At 31.6% G+C, this 13,990-nt stretch carries 14 protein-coding genes; 1 reads left to right on the forward strand and 13 read right to left on the reverse strand.

Annotated features, from left to right (window positions below; translation table 11 throughout):
- Window positions 1–14 precede the first annotated feature (14 nt).
- The 9 genes from LJ207_RS01130 to clpB form a co-directional block, all read right to left on the reverse strand.
- Window positions 15–437, reverse strand: coding sequence for a DUF305 domain-containing protein (locus LJ207_RS01130; RefSeq protein ID WP_229343268.1), 423 nt, complete (start codon window positions 435–437; stop codon window positions 15–17).
- Between the two features lie 272 nt (window positions 438–709).
- A complete protein-coding gene (locus LJ207_RS01135; protein WP_229343270.1) occupies window positions 710–2,503 on the reverse strand; it encodes an SLC13 family permease in 1,794 nt (597 codons plus the stop codon).
- Between the two features lie 263 nt (window positions 2,504–2,766).
- Window positions 2,767–3,081 (reverse strand): GTPase RsgA, encoded by a 315-nt coding sequence (gene rsgA / locus LJ207_RS01140; RefSeq protein WP_229343272.1) that lies wholly within the window; start codon window positions 3,079–3,081, stop codon window positions 2,767–2,769.
- 131 nt (window positions 3,082–3,212) lie between these two features.
- Window positions 3,213–3,965, reverse strand: a complete 753-nt coding sequence (locus LJ207_RS01145) for an SAM-dependent methyltransferase (protein WP_229343274.1) — start codon at window positions 3,963–3,965, stop codon at window positions 3,213–3,215.
- Between the two features lie 51 nt (window positions 3,966–4,016).
- Entirely contained in the window at window positions 4,017–4,712 is a 696-nt protein-coding gene (locus LJ207_RS01150; protein ID WP_229343276.1) for an NAD(P)H-dependent oxidoreductase, read from the reverse strand.
- Window positions 4,705–5,289: a flavodoxin family protein gene (locus LJ207_RS01155; RefSeq protein ID WP_229343278.1), complete on the reverse strand. Its 585-nt coding sequence runs from the start codon at window positions 5,287–5,289 to the stop codon at window positions 4,705–4,707. The genes LJ207_RS01150 and LJ207_RS01155 overlap by 8 nt, the downstream gene beginning before the upstream one ends.
- A gap of 97 nt (window positions 5,290–5,386) precedes the next feature.
- Window positions 5,387–5,794 carry a pyridoxamine 5'-phosphate oxidase family protein gene (locus LJ207_RS01160; protein ID WP_229343279.1) on the reverse strand — a complete coding sequence of 136 codons (408 nt, stop codon included), beginning with the start codon at window positions 5,792–5,794 and terminating at the stop codon, window positions 5,387–5,389.
- A gap of 72 nt (window positions 5,795–5,866) precedes the next feature.
- Window positions 5,867–6,571, reverse strand: a complete 705-nt coding sequence (locus LJ207_RS01165) for a methyltransferase (RefSeq protein ID WP_229343282.1) — start codon at window positions 6,569–6,571, stop codon at window positions 5,867–5,869.
- A 276-nt stretch (window positions 6,572–6,847) separates the two neighbouring features.
- Window positions 6,848–9,430 (reverse strand): ATP-dependent chaperone ClpB, encoded by a 2,583-nt coding sequence (gene clpB, locus LJ207_RS01170; RefSeq protein WP_229343283.1) that lies wholly within the window; start codon window positions 9,428–9,430, stop codon window positions 6,848–6,850.
- Window positions 9,431–9,590: 160 nt separating this feature from the next.
- Between clpB and LJ207_RS01175 the strand changes: the two genes are divergently transcribed.
- Complete coding sequence (locus tag LJ207_RS01175) at window positions 9,591–10,520, forward strand: tyrosine-type recombinase/integrase (RefSeq protein WP_369414136.1); 930 nt, start codon at window positions 9,591–9,593, stop codon at window positions 10,518–10,520.
- Between the two features lie 91 nt (window positions 10,521–10,611).
- Here the strand turns inward: LJ207_RS01175 and LJ207_RS01180 are convergent, their stop codons facing one another.
- The 4 genes from LJ207_RS01180 to dapA are packed head-to-tail and all read right to left on the reverse strand — an operon-like array spanning window position 10,612 to window position 13,988.
- Window positions 10,612–11,730, reverse strand: a complete 1,119-nt coding sequence (locus LJ207_RS01180) for an aspartate aminotransferase family protein (protein WP_229343285.1) — start codon at window positions 11,728–11,730, stop codon at window positions 10,612–10,614.
- A 12-nt stretch (window positions 11,731–11,742) separates the two neighbouring features.
- Entirely contained in the window at window positions 11,743–12,441 is a 699-nt protein-coding gene (dapD, locus tag LJ207_RS01185) for a 2,3,4,5-tetrahydropyridine-2,6-dicarboxylate N-acetyltransferase (protein WP_229343287.1), read from the reverse strand.
- 24 nt (window positions 12,442–12,465) lie between these two features.
- Window positions 12,466–13,113 carry a 4-hydroxy-tetrahydrodipicolinate reductase gene (locus LJ207_RS01190; protein WP_229343289.1) on the reverse strand — a complete coding sequence of 216 codons (648 nt, stop codon included), beginning with the start codon at window positions 13,111–13,113 and terminating at the stop codon, window positions 12,466–12,468.
- Window positions 13,110–13,988, reverse strand: coding sequence for a 4-hydroxy-tetrahydrodipicolinate synthase (gene dapA, locus LJ207_RS01195; protein ID WP_229343291.1), 879 nt, complete (start codon window positions 13,986–13,988; stop codon window positions 13,110–13,112). Before dapA ends, LJ207_RS01190 begins: the two co-directional genes overlap by 4 nt.
- Window positions 13,989–13,990 lie beyond the last annotated feature (2 nt).

Here is a 13,990-nt window from a genome sequence, read left to right on the forward strand (position 1 = left end):
TGCCAGGTATTAAGTCAATTTCTCATCATAAATATTTCTTCATGCTGACTGTTACTGATACTTCTAGCAAGTTGATATACTTCTTGATGTTCATCTAAACCTTGCATTATTAACTGCTGTGACATCATTACTGCTCCCATATGATGAAAAATCATATCTTCTAAAAAAACATAATCCAATTTTTCTCCAGTTAAGCCTTCATAATTTCCCATCATTGGACGATACTGATAATTATTTGTTCTATCTGGATACCATTCAGCCAGATATTTTTCCATTTCTTCAATTTCCCGAGTCTGAACTTCACTAATATCTTCAGCAAACTCTCTCATTTCCTCTCGATTAGTATTATCTCTTAAAATTTGTGCATTTGTGACTGCTTCTTCATGATGAGGTATCATTTTAACTAAAAATTCATATTCACTATCAACTGATTCCATTATTCCGTGTCTCATCATCCCTGGTCCAGGTTGGGCAAAAGCAAAATTAATACCTGCACCAATAATTGCTAATATAATTAAAACAATAATTAAATTTCTAGCTTCAATATCACTTTTTCATAGATTTTTAGACACTACCAAAACATATTATACCCCTAACATGTATCTTTAAGTATAGTATATCACTCAGGATTGATTAGGTCAAGCAAAAAGGCTGCCCCCACAAATTCGGAAACAGCCTAAAGATAATAAGGTTGTCAAAAATAATGTTCTTATAAACCCCAAAATAGATTAATAAACAGAGGAACAACAACCAAAAGTATTAACTGCAAAGGTAGCCCTGTCCATAAAAAGTCCTGAAATTTATAACCTCCAGGTCCGTAAACCATCATATTGGTTTGATAACTCATAGGAGTTAAAAAGGCAGAACTAGCAGCAAAAGTAATTGCTAAAGCAAATGCCAGCGGATTCAATCCAAGCTGCGCGGCAGCATCCAGAGCTACAGGCAACATTAATATTACACTGGCGTTATTACCAATTAAGTTTGCAAAAATCACTGTCAATAAATAAAATACCATTAAAATCATTAGAGGTGACAAAATTCCTTCCAACCTCAGTATCTGGCTGGCCATAAATTGAGCTGTACCTGTTTTATCCATTGCGATTCCCAGAGGAATTAAACCAGCTAAAAGAAAAATTACATTCCAGTTTATTGCTTCAGGAAGTTCATTCGGTTTTAGACATTTTGTAACTACCATGGCAATAACTCCACCCAGAGAAGAAATTGTAATTGGGACAATATTTAAAGCAGCTAACAAAACAACACCTGCCAGAATAGCCAGAGATGTAACCACTTTAGAAGGTAAATATTCCGTATCATCAAGTTCACTGGAAACAATAAAATTCCTATTTTTTCTCAATCGTGCAATTGTTTTTTTTCCTGCAGTTAGCAGCAATACATCACCAGCTTTTAAGATAATATTTCCCATTCTTTTATGAGTTAATTCTTCCCCCTGACGGATAGCCAGAATTGTACAGTCATATTTTTCTAAAAAATTGACTTCTTCTAGTGTTTGACCTTCCAGAAAAGAACCATATGTAAGTACAATTTCCACCAAATTCTGACTTTCCTCTTTACTATATAAACTTTCTCTGGTGGGCGATTTCTTAGTTATTTCCATGCGATGTGTTTTAATCAATTGGAGAATATTTTTGGGATCTGTTCTTACAATAAGATGATCTCCTACTTGAAGAGTTTTATTGAAAAAAGATTCGAAGTATTTAACCCCAGACCGCTGTAGTTGAATTATATCCAACTCAAAATCCATTTGCTGTTTAGCTTCTCTAACAGTCTTCCCTATTAAGGAAGATTCTTCTCTAATTATAGTTTCAGTTAGGTATTTACCAACATTAAATTTCTCTGTCACTTCAACTTCAGGCTTTATTCTTTCTGGAAGTATTTTTCTGCCAATAAGCAGTAAATAAATAGCACCAATGAATAGCACTAATAATCCCAGATGAGTAAATTCAAACATTGAAAAGCCTTCTCCAGTTCTTTGCAATAATATATCACTGGCTAAAATGTTAGTAGAAGTTCCAATTAAGGTTGTTAAACCTCCCATCATTGCAGCATAGGAAAGCGGTATTAAAAATTTAGAAGGTGAACTATTCTTCCTTTTTGCAATTCCCATTACCAGGGGAATAAATAGTGCCACTACAGGAGTATTATTAATAAACCCTGCAGTTATACCAGCAAATAAAATAATATAAAAAAGAAGTTTAATATCACTATCTCCAGTCCATTTATATATTTTTTTTCCCAGAGACTGAATGACACCACTTTTTTCTATACCCGCACTAATGATAAACATTGAACCAATGGTAATAGTTGCTGAACTTGAAAATCCAGATATTGCCTCTATAGGACTAACTTGTGTCCAAAAGTTAGTTAAAACTAAAATCACCGGAATAGAAAGGGCAATTATATCAATGCGAATGGGCTCTATTATAAACATTACTATTAAAAACAATAAGAGTAGTATAATGAAAATTATTCCCGGATCCATATATTATTCTCCTCATAAATTAAAGTTATTTCCTTATCCTAATATTTCTATAAAAACTTTATTTTCCCTTTAAATTTTATAAACAAATTGTTTTAATAAAATAATAAAATCAAGAGAACTATACAATAAGTTGTGTAAATATCACTTTATGAACTATGCAGTGCTAAACATCTGCTTTGGGAAATACTTTTATGCTCATACAATCAATGAAAATAACACTGTTTAGTCTTTCAGTCAGTATATTTTTATAATATATAATTCCATTAATAATTAACAAATTCTCCAACTCCAGAAGAACCCAGCAAAGCAGTAGTATCTCCTCTATTCAAATATTCTTTAAGCTCATTTAATCCTTCACCTGTTAGAGAGCAAATTATATGAATAGGAGCTCCAAAAGCTTCTTTTTCAACTTCAGCTTTTTTTGCCTGAGCATCATTACATAAATCAGCCTTACTTAAAACTATAACTGGCTTAGCACCACTATTCCAGGCCATTGTTAAATATCTTTCAAGTCTTCTTAAATTAAAATCTTGTTTCAAGGAGCTAACTATTAATGAAGTATCAATATTAGCAGCCACTATCTGGCTCTTTTACTGCTGAAGAAACTTCACTGACTAAAAAAAGGTAATAAATATCTAAGATATTACCGGGTAGAAGCTGCTAATTCATTGATATCTTACCGTATTACTATATTTAGCTGATTTAATTATCAACCAATCTTTTTTGCAATATAAAAACCATAACTGCAATGATTTTTGGCCATTTTATAATATCTAATCTCTTCTTTATGCTCATTTACTATCTTTCTGGCCAGCTCAGAATTATCATGTTTTCTAAGAAAATCATCAAAGCGCTCTTCCATTGGCTTATAATAATTATCAATCCAACTGCTTTCCGGCAAAATGAAATAACCAACTAGAGAAAATCCATTTTTCTCTAATATCTTAATTTTATTTGCAGCTGTATCAACCTCTGAGTATTGATTATGCCAGTATTCTTCTATTTTTTTAGGCCTTAAATTGCTTAGCCAAGTTAATTCACTAATAGCAAGATAGCCACCAGTTTTTAAAAAGTATTTCCATTTTTTTATTCCTGCTGCAAACCCCATTATATATATAGCCCCTTCAGACCAAATGATATCAAATTCCTCTTTATTAAAATCTAAATCATCCATAGATCTTTTAAGTGTTCTAATCTTATTTTGCAAATTGGTTTCTTTTGCTTTTAAATTTAATTTTACTAAAAATTTAGGGAATAAATCAACCGCTGTAATTTGAGCTTTGATATTTTGAGCAAGGGTAATTGTTTGTCCTCCAGTGCCACAACCAATATCTGCAACTTTTAAAGGCTTATCTTGCTCCAGATCAATAAATTGTAAAGCTCTTAATGTATCAGAAGGACTACCTGGTCCCTGTCTTTCTGCATCAACAAAAAAATCTATTAATAATTCCATCTCGGTCATTTTAATGTCTCCTTTATTAAATTGTTCAGCCTAAAATTAAATTAATCAAAGTCAAGTATAGGGTTTATCATTTATCTTCTTATAAATCCCATTTTTTAAAGCTTTAAATTTCCAGTTTAAATTGCCTACTAAAGTATAAAGCCAATTCTGAGAAATTAAAGGTTTAAAAGTTTTTTTAATTGCAGCATCAGAAATTTTTTGATTATTTAAAAGATCATCAGCGGCTAAATCTAGACCCTTAATCAAATTTTTGGCTATTCCACCCATTTCTGAAAGAGCTTTTCCATTAATTAAACCTCCCATTCCAATAGCAATACCACCTAAATAATTAAAACCAGCTTCTTTTGCAAACTCTTTATAGACTTTAAGCGCAACTTTATTTTGTTCAGGTTCCGGGAAACCACAATTTAAAATTGCAGCAAAACTCTGTTTTTTTACTGGAGTTATATTTTGTGAATAAAGCTTTTTCTTGTTCTCGACAATTAGAGTTAGAGCTTTAATGACTTTTGCAGGTAATGTATCTACATATAGTGGTGCAGCAAGTATAATTAAATCTGCTCTTTCTATGTTTTGCAAAAAAAGAGCTGTTTTTGCCTCGGTATTTATTTGAGAATGAATATGAACTGTATTAGTTTGAATATCATTTTCTTTTAGTAAATTCAAAATATAGTTGCCTAAACTTGCTGATGAACTCTTTTCACCTTTAGGGCTGCCAATTAAAAATATTGCTCTTTTTAATTCATTCATTCTGCACACCAACTTTTTGACTGAAATTATTAACTATTTTTTCGATCTTTTCTCTAATTGATTTATCATCAAAAAGCAAAACCTCAGCTTTAAAATGATGAGAATGAAAATTGATGCTGTTTCTTTCAACAAGTTCTTTGAAAATTTTATTTTGAATTTCATTTTTGGCTTCATTCATAGCAATAGCTAAAATTGAAGGATAACTTTTGTAACGTTTTTTATGATGAGTTTCTCCCTTAATTTCAGTAAAATAAGGTGAGATTAAAGGAATAAGCCTGTCTAAAGCTTTTTTAAGTTGATAAGAATAACTGCCAAAGACAATTGGTGTTAAAAAAACGATTATATCAGAATTTATCACCTTAACTGCTGTTTCTCTACCATAATCATCAATTATACATATTCCTGGAGTTTTAATCCAACATTTAAAACATCCCTGGCAATCAGCAATAATCTTATCCTTCAATAATATTTCTTCAACTTCAAAATTGTTTTTTTGCAAATCTTGTTTTAAATAACTCGAAAGTTTTTCTAAACTATTACCATTTAAACTTTCTCCATTTAAAATTAATATTTTCATTTTTTTCTCCTTTTTAAAGGCTTAAAAAAATACTCGTTGATATCTATTTATTATATTCGCTATATTGAAATATTATCCTTCACAAAAGAGATCAGATTTAATCAATATACTTAACTTGATCATCTTTGTCAGAAAGAATTATTTCTTCAATCCTAAAAACAATTAAGCCAATATTATCTCCGATAATAAATTGAGGCATATTATTCTTTTTTATATGCATTTCTCTATAACCCTTTCCTTCTTCATCCTCCATAGTTACTGCAGTTCCTATAAAAGTAGCACTGAGTCCAACAGAAATTGACGATATCAGTAATGATATGTTCTTGTTCTTTTGAATATTAGAATATTTTTTGCTATTTATTCTGCTGCTTAAAATAATTTTATTTTCTGCCTCAACATATGTGAAATTCATTAATGATAAATAGGGCTTGTTATTCCAAGCTGTAGCCATCGTACAAAATCTTTCATTTTCTAGTAAATTTTTAATATTTTTTGGGATATCCATAATTATTCTCCTTAAAACTGCTTAATATTATTATACTTTTTTCTCAGCACCCTAAAACTTGAAACTGCCTCTTCATTTATCATAAATAATTTCCATATCTGGCTTTTCAGTACAGAAATAATGTACCCAGATATAAAGATATTGGAATAATGCTGCACTTAATGCTGCCTGAGAACCTAAGAATAATGCAATAAACCACAGCAGAAAAAAAGCAAAGGAATACATAGAATTACTATTCCATCTAAAGATTCCTTTTTTGACTAAAGGCATTTTTCTATAAGAAACTCGAAAATGATCTGCTCCTAATGCTCTAATTATCCCGAAATATCTCAGAACTGACCAAATAGTATAAATAGCCGGAATCAACAAAAAGAAGGCAAGAGCTAGTGCTATTAATTCAGGAAGAAAAAGAGAACTTGAATCAGATTTAGCTAAACCAAGAAGAGTAATAACACGAGCTAAAAGAAAGGGCAAAAAAATCAAACTCCAGATAAATAGATCAAAACGGCCAAATATTTTAGATAAAGTAGCCCAACCTAGCTGAAGACGAAAAACAATCCAGACGACTATTTGATGCAAGACAGCTGTGCCAATTGTAAGCCAAAACCAAGTTATATCTGTAATACCCAGCCAGGAGCCTTCACCCATTACCGGTGCTGCAAATGCCCAAACAATAGGCAGTAATATTAACAAAGCAAGAAGATGCCATATTTGACGGTAAAAAAAATAATTTAATGAACGTGCATTTTGATACCATATATTTTCTTTTTTTATCATTATAATCTGATCCTCCTGATTGGATTTGGCTCTCACAGCTCTTTGTCACAGGAACTGCTTAAAGGCTTTCTTGTTCTTGCCAGTAATTAGTTAATCTGCCCTCTATATTATTATCTTTCTTTGTTTAAATTATTATTCCTTTGTCTTATTAATTATATTTTAATTTTCAGCTGCTAAAATTTAGTATTGTGAGCATTTAAAAATATTTTGGATAAAACTTAGATCAATATAAAAAAGCAGAGCAGTTTTGACACTGATCTGCTGATAGCTTTATACTTAATTGTTAAATTTAAATTCTCCCTTATCATAATCAACTGTTACTGTGTCTCCTTCTTCTATTTTACCTTCTAGTAAAGACATTGCCAATTCATCTTTAATTTGGCTTTGGATTACTCTTCTTAAAGGTCTTGCCCCATAGGCAGGTTCATAACCTAACTCTAGCAGTTCTTCTTTTGCAGCTCTTGTTAATTCTATTTCTATATCTTTATCTGCTAGGTTTTGCTGGAGATAAGATATTTGAATATCAATTATAGCAAAGAGATCTTCTTTACTTAATGAATTAAAGATAATCTTTTCATCAATTCTGTTTAAGAATTCAGGTCTAAAGTGAGATTTCAAAGCATTTTCTATTTTTTCTCTGATTTCTGATTTTTCCTGAAGGTCCATTATGAATTGAGAACCTATATTAGAAGTCATAATAATCACTGTATTTTTAAAATCAACTTCTTTACCCTGACTATCTGTTAGAACACCATCATCGAGTATTTGTAATAATATATTAAATACATCCTGATGGGCTTTTTCGATTTCATCAAATAAGATTACAGAATAGGGTTTTCTTCTTACCTTTTCAGTTAGCTGTCCACCTTCCTCAAAACCAACATATCCTGGTGGAGAGCCGATTAGTTTTGAGACAGCATGTCTTTCCATATATTCTGACATATCAAGCCTGATAAGTGCTTTTTCATCATCAAAAAGATAAGCTGCTAAAGTTTTAGCAAGTTCTGTTTTACCAACACCGGTTGGACCCATAAAGAGAAAAGAAGCAAGTGGTCTATCTGCATCTTGGAGGCCGGTTCTAGAGCGTCTAATTGCATTACTAACTGCAACAACTGCATCTCTTTGACCAACAACACGTTTTTCTAATTCTTCTTCTAAATGGATTAATTTCTCTTTCTCTTCTTCCATTAATTTATGCAGAGGAATATCTGTCCAAAGTGAAACTATTTCTGCAATATCTTCTTCAGTAACCTCTTCTTTGACCAGCTGTTCTGAATCTTCTTTTGAATCCTCTACTTTTTTGCTCAGTTCTGCCAGTTCTTTTCGGAGATCATGAAGTTTACCATACTTTAACTTGGCAGCTTCTTCATAATTTGCTTCTCTTTCTGCAGCTTGAGCTTTAACTTCAACCCTATCTATTTCTTCTTTTAATTTTTGAATTTTGGCCAGTTGATCTTTTTCGTTCTGCCATTTTAACTGGAGTGGGTCTCTTTTATCTTTTAAATCCTGCAGTTTTTCTTCTATTTCCTCAAGCTTTTCTTTAGCTTCTGGATTATCTTCTTTTTTTAAAGCTTCTTTTTCAACTTCTAAGAGCCTAACCTTTCTATCTAATTCATCTATTTCAAGGGGCATAGAATCGATCTCTATGCGAATTTTAGAAGCTGCTTCATCAATTAAATCTATCGCTTTATCAGGTAAAAATCTTTCTGTTAGATAGCGATCAGATAATTTAGCAGCTGCTACTATAGCATTGTCAGTGATTTTAATTCCATGGTGAATTTCATATTTTTCTTTCAAACCTCTTAAAATAGAAATTGTATCTTCAATATCTGGTTCTGAAACTTTAACAGGTTGAAATCTTCTTTCTAAAGCAGCATCTTTCTCTATATGCTTTTTATATTCTGTTAGAGTAGTAGCTCCTACACAATGAAGTTCTCCTCTGGCAAGGGCTGGTTTTAATAGGTTTGCTGCATCCATTGAACCCTCAGATGCTCCTGCACCAACTAAAGTATGCATCTCATCTATGAAGAGTATTATCTGTCCTTCTGCTTTTTTAATTTCTTTTAAAACTGATTTTAATCTTTCTTCAAACTCCCCTCTAAATTTGGTTCCTGCTACCAAAGAACCCATATCTAAAGATATTACCTTTTTATTTTTTAAGCTTTCTGGAATATCTCCATTAACTATTCTTTGGGCAAGCCCCTCTACAATAGCAGTTTTACCAACACCGGGCTCACCAATCAATACCGGATTATTTTTGCGTCTTCTAGAAAGAACCTGCATTACTCTTCTGATTAAATTATCACGACCAATTACAGGATCTAATTTCCCCTCTTCGGCCTGAGCAGTAATATCAATTGTATATTTTTCTAAAACATTAAAAGCATCTTCTCCCTGTTGAGAATCTATATTACTACCTCCTCTGATTTCTTTAATAATCTTTTTCATTTGGCTAAGATTGACTCCATTTTCAGACAGAATTTTAGCAATATCTGTATTTCTTTTTGCTAAAAAAGCTAATAAAAAATGTTCTGTAGAAACAAATTTATCTCCCAGAGCATCTGCCTGTTTATCAGCTTCTCTTAAAATTTCATTTAATTTATATGACATATAGGCCTGAGCATCTTTTTTAGTGTATACCTGAGGTAGTTTTTCTAATAACTCTTCATTTTCTTCTTTAATAATTTTTAAATTAGCCTCAGCTTTTTCCAGCAGTGGTAAGACTATTCCATCATCTTGATTTAACATTGCTTTTAAAAGATGAGCTGGAAAAATTTCTTGATGACTATAATCTTTAGCAACATGCTGAGCCTCTACAAGACTCTGCTGAGCTTTCCGAGTAAACTTTTCCATATCCATAAGGCTTTCCCTCCTCAAATTCAATATATTATTATAAGCTTAACTTCTATTATATATTATAATATAAAGGTCAGAGATGGTCAAGTATTTTAAAGCAGGATTTTTCTCTAATTAATAGAAATATATTATATAGATTGTTATATTAAGAGGAGGGTTTATAATTTCTCAATTAAACTTTTTAGAAGCAGTAAATAAATTTAAAAAATACTTAGATGTTGAAAAGGGTTATTCTAAATTAACTATCAAACAATACGAAAACGATCTCCTGCAGCTGCATAGATATTTAAAAGAAGAATTAGATTTTCCTAAAAACTTTAAGGCTGAAAATGTTGATAGACTGGATATAGCAGAATTTTTAGCAGATGCTGTAATTGTTAATGATAATAAAGCAATTACAAGAAATAGAAAACTTTTTGCTATCCGTTCTTTTTATAAATATCTACTTCGTTATGGTGTTATAGAAAAAAATCCTGCTGAAGCAATTGACAGCAGTAAAACTGACACAAAGCTTGAACCTATTTATTTAAAATTAAAAGAAGCTCAAAAATTTATTCAAGCAATTGATGATAAAGATAATATTAATCGCCGTCGAGATATTGCAATAACCAAGCTTTTTCTATATGCAGGCTTAAGAATTTCTGAATTGGTTAATTTAGATTTTGATAATATAGATTTTGAAGATGGTTCAATTAAATTTTATGGTAAGGGAAGCAAAGAAAGATATGTACCTCTGCATAATGATGTTACAGAAGCTCTGAAAAGTTATTTAAAAGAAAGAAATAGTATTAAAATTAAAGAGCAAGATGCTAGACAGGCCATCTTTTTATCCAGACATGGAAAAAGAATCAGTCCCCGAACAATTCAACTGTTTGTTAAAAAATATGCAAAAAAAGCAGGATTAAGTAGAGCTGATAAAATAACTCCCCATAAATTAAGACATACCTTTGCCAGCATGTTATATAGGCAGACCAAAGATATTAAAGTTTTACAGGATCTTTTAGGTCATGCAGATATTTCAACAACTCAAATCTATACTCATATTGATACAGAAGAAAAGAAAAATGCCATTGATGAAATGCCCGATTTTTAAATAAAAAGATCCCCTTTTTTGATAAAACAGATAATTATTGTTTAATCTGCCTATCATCTAGGGGATCATATAATCTGATAACTTTTTTTCTTTATAATAGTTTATTTAGTTTTGCTATGATTTGATCTATTTCAGTTTTAGTGATATTTAAAGCAGGTAGAAAACGGATTGTTTTTCCCTTTAAAACATTGAGCAGCAGACCATTTTCTTCAGCTTCATTACGCAGATCTACTATCTCTTCTTTCAATTCTAGACCCAGCATTAAACCTATCCCTCTTACTTCTTTAATTTTATCAGAATCAATTTTTTTCAAGTTATTATAAAAATAATCTCCATTTTCTTTGATTTGAGCTTCCATGTTTTTAAGTTTTTCTAAAACTATTTTAGCTCCTCTTAAAGCTAAGGGGTTTGGAGCAAAAGTAGAGCCGTGATCTCCAGCTGCTAAAACTTCTCTCATTTCTCCTGCCATTATTACAGCACCTAGGGGTAAACCTCCACCTAATGCTTTGGCAACTGTAATTAAATCAGCTTCAATATCATAATGTTGAAAAGAATATTTTTTTGCAGTTCTATATAATCCTGCCTGGACTTCATCAATTGCCATTATCCAGTTATTAGCTGCTGTTAATTTTTTTAATTCTGCAACAAAGTCTTTATCTGCAGGCCTTACTCCTCCTGAACCCTGGAGTGGTTCAAAAAATACTGCCTTAATATCTGGGTTTTCAGCTGCTGTTTTTCTTAATGATTCAATATTATTAAATTCAGCTTCTATTGTATTAGGAAGCAGTGGTTTGAACTGATCTTTGATTTCAGGAAAACCATTAACCGATAATGCACCTAAACTTCTTCCATGAAATGAATTAGAAAAATATAATATTTTCCCATCTTTAATTTTCTTTTTAACTATTTTTAAAGCAAGTTCTGTAGCTTCAGTTCCTGAATTAACATAAAAAACTTTTTCGTCTTGCTGAGATAAAAGCTGAGAAACTGCTTCTATATCTTCATCTAAAAAGTAATTAGAAGTATGGGCATAACGATCTAATTTTGATTTAAGAGAATTTATTACTTCTGGGTGGCTGTGTCCTAAAGCTAAAACACCAATCCCTGAAAAAGTATCAATATATTTCTTTCCTTTTTTATCATAGATATAGACTCCATCTGCGAAATCAATTTCAAAGTCATAATGATTATATAGATTTAAATAATTCATTATAACCACCTATTACAACTTACGCAGACTGGAAACTAATTCAGTTTTTTGTTTTGTTTTATCATCTACATCTTTGATCTTTTTAGCTGGAGCACCAGCATAAACAGATGCAGGTGGTACATCATCAATTACTACTGAACCAGCAGCAATTACAGCACCTTCACCAATTTTTACTCCTTCTAAAACAACAACATTAGCTCCAATTAAAACATTGTCTTCAACTATTACTGGATCAGCACTTGGTGGTTCAATTACACCTGCTAAGACAGTTCCAGCACCAATATGACAGTTATTACCAACAGTAGCTCTACCACCTAAAACTGTATTCATATCAATCATTGTATTTTCGCCAATTTTAGCACCAATGTTAATTACTGCCCCCATCATAATTACACAACCATCACCAATCTCAACCTGATCTCGAATATGAACCCCTGGTTCAATTCTTGCATTATATTTGTTGTAGTCTGCTAAAGGAATTGCTGAATTTTTGCGGTCCATTTCAATTTTTTCTTTGTGAAGTTTGTTACCAAGCTTTTCTCTGATTTCATTTACTTGATTGTTATCACAAAAAACAATACCAGAATTATCATCACCAAAATAATCATATTCACTTAAAGCCTCACTTAAAGCTTCTCCCTGCACATATAGTTTTACAGGTGTTTTCTTTTCCGAATTGGAAATGTAATCAATTAAATCATAAGAATTCATTTTGTATCACTCCATTTTATATATTTAATTTGTTAATATATCTTTAAAAGAATATAAACCGGGGTTTAAATCCAATATTTTTTCAGCACTTAAGAGTACACCCTTTGTAAAGGCTTCTCTAGAATAAGCTCTATGTTTTAAAGTTAAAACCTCACCAGTACTGGCAAAATAAACTTCATGTTCACCAAATTCTGAACCAAGTCTTTTTGAATGCATATCAATATCTCTATCTATCAAATCTGAGAGCATAATTGCTGTGCCAGAAGGTTTGTCTTTTTTAAATCTATGGTGAGTTTCAGAAATTTCAATATCCCAGTCCTGATCAATATAATTATCTACTTTAGAGACAAGTTCACTTAAAATATTGATTCCAATTGAGAAATTAAAACTCTGAATAACTGCTACCTTTTCTGCTAATTGATTTAGCTGCTTGAAATCAGCTTCATCTAAGCCGGTTGTCCCAATAACCAAAGGAATCTCTTTTTCTTTTATAACTTTGACTGTTTCCGGAAAAGCTTCTTTTAAAGAGAAATCAATTATTAATTCAGGTTTTTCTATTTCCTTTTCACCATTTTCATCTTTTTGATAAACTAATTCATGGCCAGCTTGAGAAAAAAGTTTCTCTATGGCCTCTCCCATTCTTCCTGAATAACCTATGATTCCATATTTCATATAATTTCTAACCTCCTCATCTCCTCTAAGAGAATTTCCTGATTCTTGGAGCTTAACTTTATAAGAGGACGACGCAAATTATTATTAGCCAGACCGATTTGAGCCATTGCAAATTTAATTGGAATTGGATTAACATCAATAAATATTAACTGCATTAAACGATGATATTTATAATATAGTTCTCTAGCAGCTGGATAATCTTCTCCTAAAATATGATCACAAATTTCTTTCATTACACCTGGCAGTAAATTAGAAAGCACAGAAATAACTCCACTTCCTCCAGACATCATCAGCGGCATTGCCTGATCATCATTACCAGATAAGATAGTACTTTTATCTCCAGTTAGAGAAATCACATCTAGAATTTGGCTCATATCACCACTTGCTTCCTTAATAGCGACAATATTATCTGCTTTATCAGCCATTTCTTTAAATGTTTTTGCTTCAATATTAACTCCGGTTCTAGAGGGAACATTATAGACAATAATAGGCAGCTCAGTTCTTTCTGCAACATAGGTGTAATGATCTACAAGACCAGCTTGACTGGTTTTATTATAATAAGGAGTTACAATCAAGAGGCCATCTGCACCCTGCTCTTCTGCCATTTCATTCATCTCTACAACTTTAACTGTATCATTGGTGCCGGTACCAATGATTACTGGTAGCTCACCATCAGCTTTAGCAACTGCCATTTTTGTTAATTCTTTTCTTTCTTCAAAATGAATGGTTGGTGATTCACCAGTAGTACCCATTACAATTAATGCATCAACATTGTTTTCTAGTTGGTGATCTAAAATTTTCTCAAAGAGCTGATAATCAACATCGCCGTTTTCTTTAAATGGTGTGATTAGAGCTGTTCCTAAACCTTTAAACATAA

Origin of the sequence: Halanaerobium polyolivorans, from assembly GCF_020711195.1 — a bacterium.
In the GTDB taxonomy this organism is placed as follows: Bacteria; Bacillota; Halanaerobiia; order Halanaerobiales; family Halanaerobiaceae; genus Halanaerobium; species Halanaerobium polyolivorans.

Coding starts and splice junctions, on each gene's coding strand:
- LJ207_RS01130 (WP_229343268.1), bottom strand. CDS start 437: ATGGAATCAGTTGATAGTGAATATGAATTTTTAGTTAAAATGATACCT.
- LJ207_RS01135 (WP_229343270.1), bottom strand. CDS start 2,503: ATGGATCCGGGAATAATTTTCATTATACTACTCTTATTGTTTTTAATA.
- LJ207_RS01145 (WP_229343274.1), bottom strand. CDS start 3,965: ATGACCGAGATGGAATTATTAATAGATTTTTTTGTTGATGCAGAAAGA.
- LJ207_RS01150 (WP_229343276.1), bottom strand. CDS start 4,712: ATGAATGAATTAAAAAGAGCAATATTTTTAATTGGCAGCCCTAAAGGT.
- LJ207_RS01155 (WP_229343278.1), bottom strand. CDS start 5,289: ATGAAAATATTAATTTTAAATGGAGAAAGTTTAAATGGTAATAGTTTA.
- LJ207_RS01160 (WP_229343279.1), bottom strand. CDS start 5,794: ATGGATATCCCAAAAAATATTAAAAATTTACTAGAAAATGAAAGATTT.
- LJ207_RS01165 (WP_229343282.1), bottom strand. CDS start 6,571: ATGATAAAAAAAGAAAATATATGGTATCAAAATGCACGTTCATTAAAT.
- clpB (WP_229343283.1), bottom strand. CDS start 9,430: ATGGATATGGAAAAGTTTACTCGGAAAGCTCAGCAGAGTCTTGTAGAG.
- LJ207_RS01180 (WP_229343285.1), bottom strand. CDS start 11,730: ATGAATTATTTAAATCTATATAATCATTATGACTTTGAAATTGATTTC.
- dapD (WP_229343287.1), bottom strand. CDS start 12,441: ATGAATTCTTATGATTTAATTGATTACATTTCCAATTCGGAAAAGAAA.
- LJ207_RS01190 (WP_229343289.1), bottom strand. CDS start 13,113: ATGAAATATGGAATCATAGGTTATTCAGGAAGAATGGGAGAGGCCATA.
- dapA (WP_229343291.1), bottom strand. CDS start 13,988: ATGTTTAAAGGTTTAGGAACAGCTCTAATCACACCATTTAAAGAAAAC.